The 19,246-nt window shown below is 41.0% G+C and carries 15 protein-coding genes; all 15 read right to left on the bottom strand.

What is annotated here, in order from left to right; all coding sequences use genetic code 11:
• Nucleotides 1-58: 58 nt before the first annotated feature.
• A complete protein-coding gene (locus A6M13_RS06815) occupies nucleotides 59-988 on the bottom strand; it encodes a diacylglycerol kinase (protein ID WP_066544215.1) in 930 nt (309 codons plus the stop codon).
• Nucleotides 989-1,030: 42 nt separating this feature from the next.
• Entirely contained in the window at nucleotides 1,031-1,585 is a 555-nt protein-coding gene (locus A6M13_RS06820) for a thioredoxin family protein (protein ID WP_066544216.1), read from the bottom strand.
• Between the two features lie 267 nt (nucleotides 1,586-1,852).
• Entirely contained in the window at nucleotides 1,853-3,301 is a 1,449-nt protein-coding gene (gene gatB, locus A6M13_RS06825) for an Asp-tRNA(Asn)/Glu-tRNA(Gln) amidotransferase subunit GatB (protein WP_066544218.1), read from the bottom strand.
• Between the two features lie 2 nt (nucleotides 3,302-3,303).
• On the bottom strand, nucleotides 3,304-4,767 hold the full coding sequence (gene gatA / locus A6M13_RS06830; protein ID WP_066544219.1) for an Asp-tRNA(Asn)/Glu-tRNA(Gln) amidotransferase subunit GatA: 1,464 nt from the start codon (nucleotides 4,765-4,767) through the stop codon (nucleotides 3,304-3,306).
• Nucleotides 4,768-4,781: 14 nt separating this feature from the next.
• Nucleotides 4,782-5,072, bottom strand: a complete 291-nt coding sequence (gene gatC, locus A6M13_RS06835; RefSeq protein WP_066544226.1) for an Asp-tRNA(Asn)/Glu-tRNA(Gln) amidotransferase subunit GatC — start codon at nucleotides 5,070-5,072, stop codon at nucleotides 4,782-4,784.
• 138 nt (nucleotides 5,073-5,210) lie between these two features.
• The gene (locus A6M13_RS06840; protein WP_066544230.1) at nucleotides 5,211-6,347 is read right to left on the bottom strand and encodes a CamS family sex pheromone protein; all 1,137 of its coding nucleotides are present in this window, start codon (nucleotides 6,345-6,347) and stop codon (nucleotides 5,211-5,213) included.
• A 10-nt stretch (nucleotides 6,348-6,357) separates the two neighbouring features.
• Nucleotides 6,358-8,355, bottom strand: coding sequence for an NAD-dependent DNA ligase LigA (gene ligA, locus A6M13_RS06845; protein WP_066544235.1), 1,998 nt, complete (start codon nucleotides 8,353-8,355; stop codon nucleotides 6,358-6,360).
• 13 nt (nucleotides 8,356-8,368) lie between these two features.
• Nucleotides 8,369-10,579 (bottom strand): DNA helicase PcrA, encoded by a 2,211-nt coding sequence (pcrA, locus tag A6M13_RS06850; protein ID WP_066544237.1) that lies wholly within the window; start codon nucleotides 10,577-10,579, stop codon nucleotides 8,369-8,371.
• A gap of 45 nt (nucleotides 10,580-10,624) precedes the next feature.
• Nucleotides 10,625-11,317 (bottom strand): heptaprenylglyceryl phosphate synthase, encoded by a 693-nt coding sequence (pcrB, locus tag A6M13_RS06855; RefSeq protein ID WP_066544239.1) that lies wholly within the window; start codon nucleotides 11,315-11,317, stop codon nucleotides 10,625-10,627.
• 129 nt (nucleotides 11,318-11,446) lie between these two features.
• On the bottom strand, nucleotides 11,447-11,773 hold the full coding sequence (locus tag A6M13_RS06860) for a YerC/YecD family TrpR-related protein (RefSeq protein WP_066544242.1): 327 nt from the start codon (nucleotides 11,771-11,773) through the stop codon (nucleotides 11,447-11,449).
• Nucleotides 11,774-11,965: 192 nt separating this feature from the next.
• Nucleotides 11,966-13,696, bottom strand: coding sequence for an adenine deaminase C-terminal domain-containing protein (locus tag A6M13_RS06865; protein WP_141680912.1), 1,731 nt, complete (start codon nucleotides 13,694-13,696; stop codon nucleotides 11,966-11,968).
• Between the two features lie 529 nt (nucleotides 13,697-14,225).
• The gene (gene purD / locus A6M13_RS06870; RefSeq protein ID WP_066544244.1) at nucleotides 14,226-15,482 is read right to left on the bottom strand and encodes a phosphoribosylamine--glycine ligase; all 1,257 of its coding nucleotides are present in this window, start codon (nucleotides 15,480-15,482) and stop codon (nucleotides 14,226-14,228) included.
• A 420-nt stretch (nucleotides 15,483-15,902) separates the two neighbouring features.
• Nucleotides 15,903-17,438 (bottom strand): bifunctional phosphoribosylaminoimidazolecarboxamide formyltransferase/IMP cyclohydrolase, encoded by a 1,536-nt coding sequence (purH, locus tag A6M13_RS06875; protein ID WP_066544247.1) that lies wholly within the window; start codon nucleotides 17,436-17,438, stop codon nucleotides 15,903-15,905.
• 109 nt (nucleotides 17,439-17,547) lie between these two features.
• Nucleotides 17,548-18,129: a phosphoribosylglycinamide formyltransferase gene (gene purN / locus A6M13_RS06880; RefSeq protein WP_066544250.1), complete on the bottom strand. Its 582-nt coding sequence runs from the start codon at nucleotides 18,127-18,129 to the stop codon at nucleotides 17,548-17,550.
• A complete protein-coding gene (gene purM, locus A6M13_RS06885; protein WP_066544253.1) occupies nucleotides 18,129-19,184 on the bottom strand; it encodes a phosphoribosylformylglycinamidine cyclo-ligase in 1,056 nt (351 codons plus the stop codon). Before purM ends, purN begins: the two co-directional genes overlap by 1 nt.
• Between the last annotated feature and the right edge of the window lie 62 nt (nucleotides 19,185-19,246).

Raw genomic sequence — 19,246 nt, forward strand, 5'->3', positions numbered from 1 at the left:
GAACGAAAAAAGAGTTATGTAGAAAGCGTACACTTTCTGACACAACTCCTACTATCCTCTATTCAACGCGGTCTTCTGGACGAATATCGTTAATCGGCACGAATATGTTTAAACGGCGGTATAAATTATCAAATACAACGGGTGCATCTCCACCAAACTCTCCGTCTAAGTTAATATGTACCGTCTCATCTGATTCGATTTTTACGCGTTTTGCTTTTACATAAATGACATTCGGGTTTTCTAAATGCTCACCACGAACCGCCGCTGATGCAACTATAATCATTTCCGCTAAGCTACATTTTTTCAAAATTAATAATGTGAAATGTCCATCGTTAATGCTCGCATCCGGTGCTAGCTTCTCGAAACCGCCAACCGAGTTTGTTAAGGCACATAAAAACATTAATGCTTCGCCTTCAAACACTTCGTCATCGTATTCAATACGCATATGTGTCGCTTTAATCGATGGCGCCATTTCCACTGCTTTTAAATAATACGCAAGCTGTCCAAGCATTGTTTTCATCTTGCTTGGCACTTCATACGTCAGCTCAGTAATACGTCCACCTGCAGCGATATTAATAAAGTAACGATTGCCATCGACAACGCCAACATCAACTGGAATCGTATCACCTTGAATAATAATCTCAAGGGCTTCATCGATTTTACGCGGAATTTGGACAGCGCGCGCGAAATCATTTGTTGTCCCCATCGGAATTAGCCCGAGCTTCGGCAGCTTTTCATACGGTGCCATACCGGCTACCACTTCATTTAACGTACCATCTCCACCAACTGCAATAACTACATCATAACCACGTTCAACAGCAATCGCAGCCGCTTTTGTTGCGTCGCCTTCTCCCGTTGTTGCGTGGCATGATGTTTCGTACCCTGCAACTTCTAGCTTCTCTAATACTTCTGGTAAATGCTTTTTAAATAGTTCACGACCAGATGTTGGATTGTAAATAATTCTTGCTCGTTTTAATTGTTCATTCATATTATTCGTTCTCCATTACTACATTTCATCCGCATTTTTGTCTTATTGCGCAGCCTGTACCGTACGTTTCACGTCTTCATACACCCATGTCCAACATTGTGCGTCCGTTAAATAACGATTGCGTAAATTCGTATACAGTGCTGCTTGTGCCTCATCAAAAGTCGGGTCTTCTTTATCGGGTAACGTCGCGCGTGCATCCACTACTAATTGTTGTAACTCCGGTGCGCGTGGTCCCCATGTTGTCACAACTTCACCTGCATCATTTAAAAATAAATAGATTGGAATAGCACGTCCACCATTTGTTAAATAACGGTCAATTAAATCCGTATCTGCATCGCGGTATACACAACGAATATCAATGCCTGCTGCTTCTGCAATGCGTTGTAAAATTGGATTATTCAGCATCGCATCCCCACACCAGTCTTCAGTAATCGTTAAAATACGGTAGCCTTTTAATGTATCGACAAAGCCATCTGCAGGTACAGTAAACTTCGCATAAATTTCTTCACTTCCTGCTTTTAAAGCTGCCTGTGTCATTTTTTCTACATACTCGGTCATCGGTATTGCTTCGTTAAAATACTGTTGTTCTGTTTTCATTAAATTCGCCCCCAAACTAAGTAGTTCATATGTCTATAATGCCCGTTCTATGTACAAAAGACAATTATTCAAACCAAAATACATAAGAAAAAAGAAGCGCTTCTCGTAAACACTTCTTTTCTTCACCATTACTTTTCCATGTGCTGTCAAAGGTTCGTGATTTTAGTTGGTGCGTCCCGAAACCATGCCTCGCTGAAAATCATCTTCCCTATACAAAAAAGCACCCTATCCAAAAATGGATAGGATGCTTGGACATCTTGTAAAAAATTAACGTTTGTTAATTTCTTCAAGAAGAATTTCGTTTGTTAATTGTGGGTTCGCTTGTCCTTTAGACTCTTTCATGATTTTACCTAAAAGTGCCTTAAGTGCGCGCTCTTTACCACCTTTGTAGTCTTCTACAGATTGTGGATCAGCATCAAGTGCAGTCGTTACAAAACCACGGATTACTTCTGGATCAGAGATTTGTACTAAGCCTTTTGCTTTTACAACTTTCTCTGCATCGCCACCGTTTTCAACTAGCTCAGTGAATACTTTTTTCGCGATTTTAGAAGAAATTGTGCCGTTAGAAATTAGCTTGATCATACCTGCTAAGTTTTCTGGTGTTAACGCTGTATCTTTTAACTCTTTTTGCTCACCGTTTAAGTACGCTGAAATATCACCCATTAACCAGTTTGCTGCTAGCTTCGCGTCTGCACCGTTAGATACCGTTGCATCGAAGAAGTCAGAGATTTCTTTGTTGATAACTAATACGTTTGCATCGTAAGCTGTTAAGCCAAGCTCAGATACGTAACGCTCTTTACGTTGGTCTGGAAGCTCTGGAATTTCAGCACGTACGCGCTCAACCCACTCGTCAGAAATAGAAAGACGCACTAAGTCTGGCTCTGGGAAGTAACGGTAATCATCCGTACCTTCTTTGACACGCATTAAAATGGTTTTGCCTGTTTTCTCATCGAAACGTAATGTTTCTTGCTCGATGATACCGCCTGAAGATAATACTTCCGCTTGACGGATTTCCTCATACTCTAAACCTTTACGTACGAAGTTGAATGAGTTTAAGTTTTTAAGTTCCGCTTTTGTACCGAACTTCTCTTGACCATAAGGACGTAAAGAGATGTTGGCATCACAACGAAGTGAACCTTCCTCCATACGTACGTCAGAAACGCCTGTATATTGGATGATTGATTTTAATTTTTCTAAGTAAGCATACGCTTCGTCTGGCGTGCGGATGTCTGGCTCAGAAACGATTTCAACAAGTGGCGTACCTTGACGGTTGAAGTCAACTAAAGAGTAGCCGTTTGCGTGTGATAATTTACCAGCATCTTCTTCCATGTGTAAACGTGTAATACCAATTTTCTTTTTATAACCTGGTTTACCGTCTTTTTCTGGAATTTCGATTTCGATCCAGCCATTTTTACCGATTGGCTTATCAAATTGTGAAATTTGGTATGCTTTCGGGTTATCTGGATAAAAGTAGTTTTTACGGTCGAACTTTGTTTCTTGTTCGATTTCCATGTTTAATGCTAATGCTGCACGCATTGCATAGTCTACTACTTTTTTATTTAAAACTGGTAAAACACCTGGATAACCTAAGTCAATTACAGATGTGTTTGAGTTTGGTTCAGCACCGAAATGGTTTGGTGAGCTAGAGAAGATTTTAGAATCTGTTTTTAACTCAACGTGTACTTCTAAACCGATAATTGTTTCAAAGTTTGTCATAATTATTTACCCTCCCATAATGCTGGAGTTTTCGTGCCGAAGTCTGTTGCTTGCTCGTAAGCGTAAGCAGTACGGTAAAGTGTTTCTTCATCGAAGTGTTTACCGATAATTTGTAAGCCTAATGGTAAGCCACCTTCAAAACCACATGGAATTGAGATTGCTGGTACACCTGCTAAGTTCATTGGGATTGTTAAAATGTCGTTTGCATACATTGTTAACGGATCGTCAATGTTAGCACCGATAGCGAATGCTGGAGTTGGTGCAGTTGGTCCGATAATCACATCGTAGTTTTCGAATACTTTATCGTAGTCTGCTTTAATTAATGTACGAACTTGTTGTGCTTTTTTGTAGTAAGCATCATACGTACCTGCAGATAATGAATACGTACCAAGCATAATACGGCGTTTTACTTCGTCACCGAAACCTTGTGCACGTGTTTCTTTGTAAAGCTCCATTAAGTTTTTCGCGCCTTCAGCACGGTAACCGTAACGGATACCATCGAAACGAGAAAGGTTAGAAGAAGCTTCAGAAGATGACAGAATGTAGTAAGCTGCTAATGCGTATTTTGAGTGAGGAAGAGAAACTTCTTCAACTGTTGCGCCTAAGCCTTTTAATACTTCAAGTGCATCTAATACTGATTGCTTCGCAGCTTCGCCAACACCTTCACCTAAAAATTCTGTTGGTACAGCAATTTTTAAGCCTTTAATGTCGCCGTTTAATGCTGCTGCGTAGTTTGGTACTGGTACGTCAGCTGAAGTTGAGTCCATTTCGTCCACACCTGCGATTGCTTCAAGTAATAAAGCATTGTCGCGTACGTTGCGTGTAAGTGGCCCGATTTGGTCTAAAGAAGATGCGAATGCAACTAAACCGAAACGAGATACACGACCGTAAGTTGGTTTCATCCCTACAACACCACAGTATGCTGCTGGTTGACGGATTGAACCACCTGTATCAGAACCTAATGAGAATGGTACTTCGCCTGCTGCTACTGCTGCTGCAGATGCACCTGAAGAACCACCTGGTACGTGATTTAAGTTCCAAGGGTTTTTCGTTGTTTTAAATGCTGAGTTTTCGTTTGAAGAACCCATTGCGAATTCGTCCATGTTTAACTTACCTACAGTTACCATGCCCGCTTCACGTAATTTTTTCACAACTGTTGCGTCATAGATTGGCATGAAGCCTTCTAAAATTTTAGAAGCACATGTTGTTTCTAAGCCTTCAGTTACGATATTGTCTTTTACCCCGATAGGTAAACCGAATAATGGCCCGCGGTTTTCTTTAGGCGTATTATCCATTTCAGCAGCTTCTGCTAATGCTTTTTCTTTGTTTAAAGCTAAGAATGCTTGTACGTCACCATCTAACTTCTCGATGCGATCAAAAGCTTCTTGCGTTAATTGTGTAATTGTTAACTCACCATTATGTAAGCCTTCTTGTAGTTCTGTTGAAGAACGTTCAAATAACGTCATGTGATGATAACCTCCTATTCTAAAATTGATGGAACTTTCACTTGGCCAGCTTCTTGTTCCTTCACGTTAAGCATCATTTTTTCACGGTCTAAACCTTTACCAGCTACGTCTTCACGCATTACGTTTACGATTGGGAATACGTGTGAAGTTGGTTCAACATTAGTTGTGTCTAATTCGTTTAATTGCTCTGCGAAATCAGTAATTTTACCAAGTTGCTCTGCAAATTTTTCTGCTTCTGCATCCGTAATTGCAAGACGCGCTAAATGCGCAACGTGCTTTACTTCTTCAGTTGATAATTTTGCCATGTTTGTACACCTCCGAATTCTTAAAACCTGCCAATAATCATACCATTTTTCACACAAAAAGAATAGTACAGTATGCTCTACTGCACTATTCTACTAAAGTAAAATTCATAGATATTTCATAGACATTTGTAAAAGCGCTTAATGATAAATATGAACAGTTGGCTCAGTTGAACCTGCTTCTTTTAATACAAGTGCCTCCGTACCATTAATCGAGTTAATATCAACCTCGATACTTAAATCCGCTGGGAATTCATTATAAAGAATGCCCGTTAAATATTGTGTAAAGCCAATAATTTCAGATTTACTATAAAACTGAATCGGTACTTCAATATTTAATTGTTGCACAACATTGTCTTTATAAAAAGCACGACCGATCACACTTGTATAGTTCGCAAAATAACTATCAATATCTTGCTTAAAGTTTTGGAAGCTTGTGTTTAGCTCACGGTAAATATCTTCCGGTGACGACATCGGGAATGTCACATATTGTTCATTAAGTGCTGTCCAATCACCTATTGTCGCTGCACCCTTCTCCGCGATAGCCGTAGCCATATATGTGCCTGGTACAATCGAGTTGCGTGACTCCTGTTTAAATAAGCCAACCATAATCGGTACATCGCCTAAACCATCTGTCGCACGTAAACGCTTCACGACTTCCTCGGCAATACGTTTTCCTTCTGCTAATAGCTTCTCTTCATTAATCGGCTCTTCAAAATAATCACCATATTGCTCACGCTGGTAATAATAAATCGAGTTTAATGCTAAACCAATCGAGACGCCACCTAACGTTACTTTACCATCTTCGGTTTTCGTCAAATAGTTTTGCTCGACAATATGTGCTAAATAGTTCGGTGCTTCCTTCGCGCGTTGTGTCGGGTCCATATCCGCTGGCGCTGCCGGATTTAAACCGAACTCATTTTTTTCTTCATCATAGCGTCCAATCCAATTGTATACGGTGTCACGGTCAATATACTGACCTTCTTGAAAGTAATATTTCTCGGTATCAAAAATACTTTGTGATAAACGCATTAAACTTGTCTCTACTTCTGAGACATCGTATTTTGTATACAGATTACTCACAACCGCACCACGCGCAGCGCTTTCTTTATACGGTACAAGTGTACGATAATAGTTGGCGCTTAGTTGGTTACTCGGAATAATCGTTGTTTCTACTCTTTTCTGCTCTTGTACAACTTCTTCATCTACTTCTTTATCCGGTGTACATGCTGCAAGTAATAATGCAGATGCTAACACCATGGGCATGATTTTTTTCATCGCCTTCTCCTTACGCTAATTGTTCAATTAGGCGTGCCTCATCCCAAACATCAATACCTAGCTGCTCCGCCTTCGCCAGCTTAGAACCCGCATCTTCGCCCGCAATCACTAAGTCTGTTTTTTTGCTGACACTACCGGATACCGTTGCGCCAAGTGCTTCAAGCTGTGCCTTTGCCTCGTTGCGCGTTAGCTGTGTCAGTTTCCCTGTTAACACGACTGTTTTGCCTGCAAAAATGCTATCAATTTGTGAGACTTCTACCTTTTTGCCTGTAAACTCCATATTCACACCAGCAGCCTTCAGCTTATCGATTAACTGCTGAACGTCTTCATTCTCAAAATACGCAATGACAGAATCAGCCATCTTGTCACCGATTTCATGAATCGCTGTTAATTCTTCAACCGTTGCAGCTTTTAACGCATCCAATGAGCCGAAATGTGCCGCGAAAATTTTCGCCGCCTTTTCACCTACATGACGAATGCCTAAGCCAAATAATAAACGCTCTAGTGAATTTGCCTTTGATTTTTCAATCGCTTCCACTAGGTTTGTCGCAGATTTCAGCCCCATACGCTCTAGTTCCATTAAACGCTCTACTTGCAAATCATATAGGTCTGCCACATCTTGAATATATTGTTCACGTAATAATTGCTCAACAACTTTTTCACCTAAACCATCAATATTCATCGCATTACGTGACACAAAATGCTTAATCCCCTCTGCTAATTGAGCAGGGCATGTCGGGTTGACACAACGCAGTGCCACTTCACCTTCAATACGCACAAGTTCACTTTCACACGCTATACAGTGAGACGGCATTTCATACGGAATTGTTCCGTCTGGTCGTTGCTCTAATACGACACTCACAACTTCAGGAATAATATCGCCTGCCTTCCGAATAATCACGGTATCACCTATGCGAATATCTTTTTCCTTAATTAAATCTTCATTGTGTAAAGACGCACGTTGCACTGTCGTTCCAGCGACAAGCACTGGCTCTAAAATGGCAGTTGGCGTTACCACACCGGTACGACCAATCGTTAATTCAATATCGACTAACTTCGTCATAACTTCTTCTGCTGGGAATTTGTATGCAGTTGCCCAACGTGGACTTTTCGCTGTAAACCCTAACTCGTCTTGCTGTGCAAAGCTATCTACTTTAATAACGATACCATCAATTTCATATGGTAAATCTGGTCGTGCTGTCGTCCATTTTTCAATGTAAGCAAGCACCTCGTCAATCGATATACATGCTTGACGCTCACGGTTCGTTTTAAATCCTAGCTCGTCTAAATACGTCAGCATCGCATCATGCCCACTAATGCCATACTGTTCGCCGTCGCCACCAACCGAATAAATAAATGTCGATAAATTACGGCTTGCAGCAATTTTCGGGTCCAGCTGACGCAATGAACCTGCCGCTGCATTACGTGGATTCGCAAATAGCTCCAGCTCATCTTCTGCACGTTGGACATTTAATGCATCAAATGACGATTTTGGCATATACGCTTCGCCGCGCACCTCTATCGTCACCGGTTTCGTTAAACGTAGCGGAATCGCTTTAATCGTTTTTAAATTCGTCGTAATATCTTCACCAACTGAGCCGTCACCGCGCGTTGCACCTTGTACAAATACACCATTTTCATAACGCAATGAAATCGCTAAACCATCGATTTTCAGCTCACATACATAGGAAAACTTATCGCCAATTGCTTGGCGGATTTTACGGTCAAAGTCACGTAAATCCTCTTCATTAAAGGCATTCGACAAGCTCAGCATCGGTGTTGTATGCGTCACCTTTTCAAAGCCTGCGAGCACTGTACCGCCAACACGCTGCGTCGGTGAATGTGGATAAATAAACGATGGATTTTGCGTTTCTAATTCGATTAATTCATTCATTAGCTGGTCATACACACCATCAGGGACAACAGGATTGTCTAACACATAATACGCATAGCCGTATTGATGCAATAACTCATGTAATTCTTCTAGACGTTTTTCTAATTCGTTCATATAAACCTCCTGCTTACGCTTTCTCGATTGGTGCAAATTTTGCAAGTAGACGTTTAATGCCCTCACCTGGGAATGCAATATCTAGCTCCATATCATCTGCTTCGCCGCGTACGGTCACAACTGTCCCTGTACCCCATTTTTTGTGCACCGCTTTATCGCCGGCTTTCCAACTTTGTCCTGCTGGCTTCGGTGCACTATATGTCGGTGTCGTCGTACGTTGCTGTGTTTGCGGACGATAGCGGTCAAATGTTGCCGCGCGAGGTTGCGCTTTCGATACATGCTCGATTAACTGCTGCGGAATTTCATCCAAGAAGCGCGATGGACGATTGTATTGACTACGCCCAAAAATGGTACGCGAACCTGCGCAAGATAAGTATAAACGTTCCTCAGCACGCGTTGTGCCGACATACATCAAACGACGCTCCTCTTCCATTTCATCATCATCTTCCAATGAACGCGCATGTGGGAAAATATTTTCCTCTAGCCCAATAATGAATACGACGGGGAATTCTAATCCTTTTGCAGCGTGCATCGTCATTAAAATAATTGTGCCTTGCTCTTTTTCCTCTTCATCGAGTGCATCAATATCCGCAATTAGCGCTAAATCTGTTAAAAAGGCAATTAATGATTGGTCTTCACTGCGCGCCTCAAACGCCTTTGTTACCGTTAAGAACTCCTCTAAGTTCTCAAGACGGCTTTGCGCTTCAATCGACTTTTCACCTTCAAGCATTGCGCGGTAACCTGACTTGTCAATCACAAGCTCGACAAGCTCCGTAACCGATAAAAACTCTGACTGCTTCGTAAAGTTTTCAATCATCTCGCGGAATTTCATAGCAGCATTCGCAGCACGAGCCGTTAAGCCCATAAAGTCGACTTCTTGTAAGGAGTCAAAAATAGAGCGGTTATACTGCACCGCAAAATCAAGCATTTTATCAAATGATGTGCCACCAATACTACGCTTTGGTTCATTAATAATACGTGCGAGCGATAAGTCGTCGTCATTGTTTGCGATAAGACGTAAGTACGCCAAAATATCTTTAATTTCTTTACGGTCATAGAATTTTGTACCGCCAACAATTTGATACGGTAAATTCGATTTCACAAGCGTTTCTTCCATACCACGTGACTGTGCGTTCGTACGATATAAAATCGCAAAATCCTGTAATTTACGTCCTTCTGTACGCATTAATGTTTTAATCGTATCGACAACATGACGCGTTTCCTCGAACTCATTAGATGCTTTAAATAACGTAATGCGCTCACCTTGTGGATTGTCTGTGCGTAACGCTTTTTTGTAGCGACTTGAATTGTTTGAAATAACGCCGTTTGCCGCTTCTAAAATCGTTTTTGTTGAACGATAATTTTGCTCGAGTAAAATCACTTGCGCATTTGGATAATCTTTTTCAAACGATAAAATATTACCGATATCTGCTCCGCGCCAACGATAAATCGATTGGTCCGAGTCACCAACAACACAAATATTTTTAAACTTCGCCGCAAGTAATTGTACAAGCTGGTACTGCGAATTATTCGTATCTTGGTACTCATCGACGTGAATATACTGGAATTTATTTTGATAGTACTCTAACACATCCGGTACTTGCTTAAATAAATCAATCGTCTTCATAATTAAATCATCAAAATCTAAAGATTGATTGCGCTGTAAACGCTCTTGATAGCCTTCATATACTTGCGCCGCAATTTTTTCGAATGGATTGTTCATATTCGCATTCGCCTTAAACGTTGCTACATCAATCGTTTCATTTTTCGCTGAACTAATCGTATTTAAAAGCGCACGTGGGTCGTACTTTTTCGGGTCGATATTTTGTTCCTTTAACACACCTTTCACAACTGAAAGCTGGTCACTACCATCTAAAATCGAAAAGTTTTTCGAGTAGCCAATGCGGTCAATATTGTAACGTAAAATACGTACACACATCGAGTGGAATGTCGATACCCACATACGCTCACCTGTACCTGCACCTAAAATGCCATCAATTCGCTCTCGCATTTCACGTGCTGCTTTATTCGTAAATGTAATCGCTAAAATATTCGATGGGTACACTTGCTTCTCAACAATTAAATACGCAATACGATGTGTTAATACACGTGTTTTCCCCGAACCTGCACCTGCCATTAATAACAGCGGGCCTTCCGTTGCCTTTACCGCTGCTTCTTGCTCTTTATTCATACCTTGTAATAAATTTTTCGTAATATGCTCCACATTTACACCTCTTTACTCTACACTCACAAAAGTGAACATTTGTTCTTATTTTATCACATTTTTTACAGCGTCTACTGTTTTTAATGCCGCTTTTAAATCATCATAAATAATATTGCCAACAACGACTGTATCGGCGTATTGTGCCATCTCCGCTGCTTGTTGAACGTTTGTAATGCCACCACCGTAAAATAGGCGCGTATTTTCTAATACTTCACTTACAGCTTTCACCACTTCGACATCACCATATGTGCCACTATACTCCGCATAAAAAATCGGTAACTTAAAGTAATTTTCTGCTAAACGGGCATACGCCACAACATCATCAATACTTAAATCTGTTTTTGCTTCCGTTGCATGCGCTACTTTACAATCTGGATTTAGCACGCAATATCCTTCTGCTACAAGCTCATCCCATACCATCACATCGCCGAACTGCTTAATCGCTTCATGGTGTAAACCTTTAATCCATTTCGGGTTCTCACTATTTAATACAGTTGGAATGAAGTAATAATCAAATGCTGGTGTAATCGCATCAATTGTTGAAATTTCAAGTGCAACCGGCACACTAAAACGACGTACACGTACTAAAATATCCAGTACATTATCAAGTGTAATGCCGTCCGTACCGCCAACTAAAATAACGTCTGTGCCCGATTCACACACACGCTCTAAATCTTCATCTGAAATTGTTTTTGCTGGGTCTATTTTAAATACGTGTCTCCACTGTTTGTAATCCATTTTCCGTAACCTACCTTTAACATTTTGTTCTTGCCTTAGTATAGCGGAATTTAGATGATTATGCATTTCACGTGACAATAAAAAAGCTGAGTTCCAAGTATGCGTCCCTTGAACCTCAGCTATGCAGTATTATTTTGTGCCTTTTCCTGGTTGGAACGGTTTTTCGTCTGGATAAAGACGACCTAACATTTCATCATATGTGTCATTTCCGTAGTCGAAGCAACGACGTACACGCGAAATTGTCGCAGTTGATGCGCCCGTTTCCTTTTTAATTGTTTCGTACGTCTTTTTTAAACGTAATAAATGTGCTACTTCAAATCGTTGTGCTAACGATTGAATTTCGCTAATTGTGCATAAGTCATCAAAAAACTTGTAGCATTCCTCGATGTCCTTTAATTCTAAAACCGCTTTAAATAGCTGCTCTGTTTGATGTCCTCGAATTTTTTCAATTTGCATCATAAATTCCTCCCTTTTCGTGCTATCTGCTCTATTTCACATATATGCCACTCCACATATATTTTACAAACACTTTATATTACTTCTCCTATATTAACACCAATCAGATTCGCATAAAAAGAGAAAAACACTTTTTCAGATTAAATTGCTAAAGCCTTAGCAAATTTATTCCTATTTTCCTTGATTGTTGTATTATCGCATAATTGCAGGCATTAAAATTTTCTTTTTCATGACGTCATATAAGCCCTTTGGTGTAATGCGAATATACGGTAAATGAGTCGACTGTAAAAACAATAAGCTATATACCGGGTCGCCTTTTGAAAATCCACGTTGTTCTAACACATGAATTAATGTACGTTCCACTTCGATTAACTGCTCCATCGTTCCATCATACATACAGCCAGCCACCGTTAATGGAATTTCATGTACAACTTCGCCTTGTTCAATTAGGACAATCCCACCGTTCAATTGCTTCAAGCGTTCAAATGCTTGTTTCATCGCTTGAATATCTTTACCGATTAAAATAATATCACCCGTTGTAGAATACGAGGACGCAAAGCCTTCTACATTACCGACAAAGCCTTTAATGAACGTATTGACACGCCAATGCCCATATTTATCAAGCAGCATTAAATAACATTCATCTTCATTTTGGACAACTGAACCTTTATTAAGATGCAAATTGACGCTATACGGCTTTGTAATAACATTGTTCACAAGCTCAATTCCAAATGGCATCGAGAATTGGAAATCCTCTTCTGTTAGCGCAAAATCAATATTTAATTGCCCAAGTTGTGCCATATCTGTTTCAGGCCAGTCATATACTTCCTCACCATCACGGTACATCCACTGCCCTTTTGCCATAACTGCTTGTGGTGTTGGATGAAATTCATCTTCAAGTATATTAAGTGTCGCAAATCGACCTGTTCCGACCATGCCGTGTATATTCGACACCCCGTAATATTTCGCTACATTATAACTTGCCATATTGTACGCATCGACTGGTGAAACGCCCGCTTCTAATGCCACGCGAATACACTTATCCATAATGCCGTCTTCATAAAATGTTGATGTTGAACCGTCTGTTGTCATCATTAAATGATGGAAAATATTCCACTGACGTTCCATAATACCTTTTAAAAGCTCTGGTAAATCTGGGCGAATCGATGAATGGCGTAGCGTCACAGCATAACCTTGGTTAATGCGTGCCTCAACCTCATCAACGGTCATCGCCTCATGGTCACCATTCGCACCGAATAAACGCATTTTGGCGAGCGTCTTTTCAGAAGCTCCTGGTAAATGCGCCTCAATTTTTTTGCCTTTTAATTTCGCCGCTTGTATCCAATACAGCATTTGGTCGTCACCAGCCATAAGCTGTGGCCAACCTGTTAATTCACCACCCATTAAAACATCCGGGCGTTCAATCCATTCTAGCACCGCTTCCATTGAAAATACTTCGGACTCATGCTCAAGCTGAGACTGCGAATCAAAGCGCACCCACCAATAAAACTGCGTCGGGAGCTTCTTCCAGCTATCTAAAATTGAAAACGCTTTCTTATTTGGCAAAGATAAAAATAACACTAAGTTATCACAAAGCATAACCGATGTTCCTGTCTTCATCGCATATTTCGCAAATGAGATAGGATTATATAATTGATGTGGGTGTACATGTGGCTCAATATAGCCTGGTACAATCGTTTTTCCAGCCACATCGACAATTTCTGTATTCGTTATATTTTTAGGCATTTCTGCACCTACATACACAATACGGTCGCCAGCAATCCAAATATTGCCGAAGCGCCAATCACGAAAAACACTATGTAAATAACGTGCGTTTTGTAGGACGATTGTTGGTGCAACAAGACCATCAATAACCGCTACTTGATTACGAATTTCTCCCATTTTCCAAACCGGTTCAAACACACAACATTCCTCCTTACAGCTACTCTTTCCTTCATAGTACCACACCGTACTTTAACATAGCAAAGTGCAATCCTCCTAATGGTTAAAATTTTACATTTCATACATATGTCATTTAAAAAGAACATCGTGCGGACAAAATAAAGAAGCTGGAACAGAACCCTATTTTTGATGAAAATCAGTGTATTGAGATGATAAAAATGTGTTGGTGCGTTCCGACACAAGCGGCGACTTCAGCAGGAATAGCAATGTTTTTCTGCGACGAGTAACCGCAGGAGCATGAGCTTGAGACTCCTAAGAGGAACATCTGCCAAGAACGCCACGTCGTGTGGCAGGGCAGATGTGACAAACATCGTGTTTGCCTCAAGCCATGCCTGCGAAACGCGTCCGCTATGTGGAGTAGCACACAAAGCAGAAAAATATCCTTCAGCAGTTGTCGTTGCTGAAGGATATTTCGTTTTGTCCCAGTCACTCTTCTACTTCTGTCCTGCACGCTGTTCTCGCTTTACCTCAGCATAACATAAGCATTTATTTACTGAAATGTACGCCAGCCAATATCTGTACGGTAGAAGAAGTTCGTCCATTTCTCCGTTTGAATACCAGCATATACTTTTTGCTGTGCTTCTTTTAATGTCGCGGCTTTTGCACCGACTAATAATACGCGACCACCATTGCCAACAAATGTACCGTCCACTTCTTTCGTTCCTGCGTGGAATACGGCATGTGATTGACTTAATGCGTCTAAGTTTGGTAGTGCATTGCCTTTTTCAACATCCCCTGGATAGCCGTCTGCTGCGATTACAACACCTAGCATTGCTTCCTCTGACCACTGTAAATCAAATGCTTCTTCATTCATTAATGCTTGCATAAATAAACCGAAATCAGATGCCATACGTGGTAGTACTACTTGTGTTTCTGGGTCGCCAAAGCGCGCGTTAAACTCAATTACTTTCGGACCGTTTTTCGTTAAAATAAGACCGGCATATAAAATCCCTGTAAACGATACGCCTTCTTGCTCCATCGCTTTTACAGTTGGCACAACGATTGTGTCATATGCTGTTTTTACGATATCATCTGAAATTTGTGGCACTGGTGAATACGCACCCATTCCACCTGTGTTTGGCCCTTTATCACCGTCATATGCGCGTTTATGGTCTTGCGCAATAACCATTGGATAAATTTGTCCATTATGTACGAACGACATAAATGAAAATTCTTCACCGTCTAAAAACTCTTCTACCACAACGCGTGATGATGACTCACCGAAACGTTGGTTACCAATCATATCTTGTACTGCTTCAATCGCTTCTTCTTCCGTCATCGCAACGATTACACCTTTACCCGCTGCTAAACCGTCCGCTTTAATAACGATTGGTGCGCCTTGTGCTTGAATGTACGCCACTGCTTTATCAGCTTCTGTAAACGTTTCGTGCGCAGCTGTTGGAATATCATATTTGTTCATGATTTCCTTTGCATACGACTTAGACCCTTCAATTTGTGCCGCTGCTTTTGTCGGCCCGAAAATTGTCAAACCTTGCTCGTTAAAATAATCAACAATACCTGCTGCAAGTGGTTGCTCAGGACCAACAAATGTTAACGCAACATCATTGTCTTTTGCAAACGTTGCTAACGCTTCAAAGTCAAGCGCATCGATGGCAACAACTTGTGCATCTTGCTTCATCCCGTCATTTCCTGGTGCCACAAATACGTTCGTTACTGATGGGGCTTCGTTAAATTGTTTGGCAATGGCGTGTTCACGACCACCGCTACCGATTACTAAAATATTCATACTGTTCTCCTCCGTTGACTAACGGACAACCGCTCAATAGAAGCGCTTCTACTTAAAAAAGTTTATAAAAAATGCCCGCCTAAAAAGAGGCGAGCGTTTTTTATTATGCCGAACAATACACCAGTATCCGACCAGAATAGTGTTGTATAATCCGTAGCATAATATGTACTACGGCTATCCCCCGACCAAAGTTGATAGCAATAGCTTTGTTTTTTAAGTCGATTAAACCCCCGGCCAAAGTGGTTTAACCTTACCCTTACATCGCAATGTCTCCGGCCAGAAGACGGCGATGTGAACGGTATTGTCTGAAACGCTTTTCGTGCCTATCCGGCCAGAATAGGAACGAAGCATGTATTCTATTATACTGCGAGTTGTCGTCAGTTGCTATTAAAATCTATTATTTTTTGATTTTGTACAAGATTAGTGCTTAAAGTGACGTACACCTGTGAATACCATTGTAATACCTGCTTTATTTGCTGCATCAATCGAGTCTTGGTCTTTAATAGAACCACCTGGTTGAATGATTGCTGTAATACCTGCTGCAATTGCTGCTTCTACTGTATCGCTCATTGGGAAGAAGGCATCTGATGCTAAGCTTGCCCCTTTTGCTTTTTCACCCGCTTGCTCAAACGCAATTTTCGCTGCGCCTACGCGGTTCATTTGACCAGCACCAACGCCTAACGTCATTTGTGCATCTGTTACAACGATAGCGTTTGATTTTACATGTTTCACAACTGACCAACCAAGTTTCATAGCATCCCACTCCGCTTCTGTCGGCTCGCGGTCTGTCACAACTTTAATATCCGCTTCGTTAAAGCCAAAACGGTCTGGCTCTTGTACAAGTAAGCCGCCTTCAACTGATACTACGTTGAATTGATCTTGCTTCGCTTGTGAGAAGTCGATTGTCATTAAACGAATATTTTTCTTCGCTGTTAAAATTGTTAATGCTTCTTCTGTGAATGAAGGTGCAATAATAATTTCTAAGAAAATTGTTGATAACTTTTCAGCTGTTGCTGCATCTACTTCTTTGTTTAGTGCAATAATACCACCAAAGATAGATGTTGGGTCTGCTTCATATGCTTTGTTGAAGGCTTCTTCAATTGTTGCACCTGTACCAACACCACAAGGGTTCATGTGCTTCACAGCTACTGCTGCTGGCTTATCGAACTCTTTCACAATTTGTAAGGCTGCATTTGCATCTTGAATATTGTTGTAAGAAAGTTCTTTCCCGTGTAATTGTGTTGCATACGCGATCGAGAAATCTGAACCTAGACGCTTTTGGTAAAACGCTGCTTTTTGGTGTGGGTTTTCACCATAGCGTAAATTTTGCTTTAATTCATACGTTACGGTTAAGTTTTCTGGGAACTCTTCACCAATAGCAGATGTTAAGTGATTTGAAATATATGCATCATACGCTGCTGTATGACGGAATACTTTTGCAGCTAATGCACGACGTGTTTCAATCGTTGTTTTGCCATCTGCTTTTAATTCAGCAAGTACTTGCGTGTAGTCGTTCGCATCTACGATTACTGTTACATAATCATGGTTTTTCGCTGCAGAACGTAGCATTGTTGGACCACCGATATCGATGTTTTCGATTGCATCATCCCATGATACATTTGGCTTTGAAATTGTTTCAACGAATGGGTAAAGGTTTACACAAACGATTTCAATTGGCTCAATCCCGTGCTCTTCCATTTGCGCAACGTGGCTTGGCTCATCAAATTTCCCTAAAAGACCACCGTGAATCATTGGATTTAATGTTTTCACACGTCCATCTAAAATTTCTGGGAACTTCGTTACTTCATCAACCGCTGTTACGGCAACGTTATTATCTTGTAATAACTGTTTTGTACCACCTGTTGATAATACTTCATAGCCAAGTGCTACTAATTCTTTTGCAAACTCTAAAATACCATTTTTATCTGAAACACTAATAAGTGCGCGTTTAGTCACGACGACTGCCTCCTTGAATGTAATGTTGCTTTTTGTATCAGCGTAAGCGGCATGTTTTTGCTTGCTACGCTGCGTAACGTCTTCATGTTGTAAACGATGAAACGATTCTTTAATTTACTCGCACTTTGCCAGCAAATAATTGTTGTAATGCTTGTGTATACAGTTTATGCTCTGCTTTATGAATCGCTGCTTCTGTAAGCTCACGGTTGCCATCAATTACGTCCACTGCTATTTGTGCAATAATCGGACCTGTATCCATACCTTCATCGACAAAATGCACCGTTACGCCCGTTACTTTCACACCGTGTGCTAGCGCTTGACCGATTGCATCTTTTCCTGGGAATGACGGTAATAGGGATGGATGAATATTGACGATTTTCGATGCATACGCTGTTAATAATGTGTCGGATACTAAGCGCATATAACCCGCTAATACAACCCACTCGATGTTATTTGCGCGTAGTTCATCGACAATTGCTTGCTCATATGCCGCTTTTGAAGCAAAGCTTTTCGGGCTTACCGCGAACACTGGAATATCAAAGTTCGCTGCGCGTGTTTCGACATATGCGCCTGGCTTATCCGTTACAACTAGTGCAATGTTAGCATCTAGTTCACCACGTACAATCGCTTCTTGAATCGCTTGGAAGTTCGAACCACTTCCTGAAGCAAATACCGCAATGTTTGCTGTCATTACACTAAGCTCCCATCATGCTCTCCGTTGAAAATAACCCCTTCACCTTTGACAACACGACCAATTGTGAAAGCTTTTTCACCGTTTGCTTCAACTGCTGCAATTACTTTATCTGCGTCTGCTTGTGGCACGGCAATAACGAAACCAATACCCATATTAAATACATTATATAAATCTTTATCTGCTAATTGCCCTTTATCTTTTAGGAATTCAAAGATACGTAATACTGGCCAAGAACCTAAATCAATTTCAGTCGCTAACCCTTCTGGCATCATACGTGGTAAGTTTTCATAGAAACCGCCACCTGTTACGTGTGCACAGCCATGAACGTCCGCTGCTTTTAATGCTGCAAGTACTGGTTTTGCGTATAATTTTGTCGGTACGAGTAATGCTTCGCCAATCGGGCCTAAATCTTCATAGCCTTCTACGACTGCATCGACTGCATAGTTATGATCTGCAAAGACAACTTTACGTACTAATGAATAACCATTTGAGTGAACACCACTTGAAGCGATACCGATTAATACATCGCCTTCTGTAATCTTTTCACCTGTTACGATATCTGCTTTCTCACATGCACCTACTGCAAACCCTGCTAAATCATACTCATCTTCTTCATATAGCCCTGGCATTTCTGCTGTTTCGCCACCGATTAATGCTGCACCTGATTGTACACAACCATCTGCCACACCTTTTACGATTTGCTCGATTTTCGCTGGCTCCGCTTTTCCTACTGCTACGTAGTCTAAGAAGTATAATGGCTCTGCGCCTTGTGCAACGATGTCATTTACACACATTGCTACACAGTCGATTCCGATTGTATCGTGTTTATCTACCATAAATGCTAATTTTAATTTTGTCCCAACGCCATCTGTACCTGAAATTAATACCGGCTCTTTTAAGTTCAATGTAGACAGGTCAAACATACCGCCAAACCCACCGAATGTCCCCATTACACCTAAACGATTTGTACGCTCAACATGAGACTTCATACGTTGAACCGCCTCATAACCTGCCTCAATATTTACGCCTGCTTGTTCATATGCTTTCGACATCTTGATCCTCCTAAATTTTAAAACGCATCATTCACACTTTTTGAATACCTAGCTGAACGCTT

Source organism: Caryophanon tenue (assembly GCF_001700315.1).
In the GTDB taxonomy this organism is placed as follows: domain Bacteria; phylum Bacillota; class Bacilli; order Bacillales_A; family Planococcaceae; genus Caryophanon; species Caryophanon tenue.

Coding starts and splice junctions, on each gene's coding strand:
- A6M13_RS06860 (WP_066544242.1), bottom strand. CDS start 11,773: ATGCAAATTGAAAAAATTCGAGGACATCAAACAGAGCAGCTATTTAAA.
- gatB (WP_066544218.1), bottom strand. CDS start 3,301: ATGACAAACTTTGAAACAATTATCGGTTTAGAAGTACACGTTGAGTTA.
- ligA (WP_066544235.1), bottom strand. CDS start 8,355: ATGAACGAATTAGAAAAACGTCTAGAAGAATTACATGAGTTATTGCAT.
- A6M13_RS06815 (WP_066544215.1), bottom strand. CDS start 988: ATGAATGAACAATTAAAACGAGCAAGAATTATTTACAATCCAACATCT.
- purD (WP_066544244.1), bottom strand. CDS start 15,482: ATGAATATTTTAGTAATCGGTAGCGGTGGTCGTGAACACGCCATTGCC.
- A6M13_RS06840 (WP_066544230.1), bottom strand. CDS start 6,347: ATGAAAAAAATCATGCCCATGGTGTTAGCATCTGCATTATTACTTGCA.
- gatA (WP_066544219.1), bottom strand. CDS start 4,767: ATGACGTTATTTGAACGTTCTTCAACAGAACTACAAGAAGGCTTACAT.
- gatC (WP_066544226.1), bottom strand. CDS start 5,072: ATGGCAAAATTATCAACTGAAGAAGTAAAGCACGTTGCGCATTTAGCG.
- pcrB (WP_066544239.1), bottom strand. CDS start 11,317: ATGGATTACAAACAGTGGAGACACGTATTTAAAATAGACCCAGCAAAA.
- purM (WP_066544253.1), bottom strand. CDS start 19,184: ATGTCGAAAGCATATGAACAAGCAGGCGTAAATATTGAGGCAGGTTAT.
- A6M13_RS06820 (WP_066544216.1), bottom strand. CDS start 1,585: ATGAAAACAGAACAACAGTATTTTAACGAAGCAATACCGATGACCGAG.
- purN (WP_066544250.1), bottom strand. CDS start 18,129: ATGACAGCAAACATTGCGGTATTTGCTTCAGGAAGTGGTTCGAACTTC.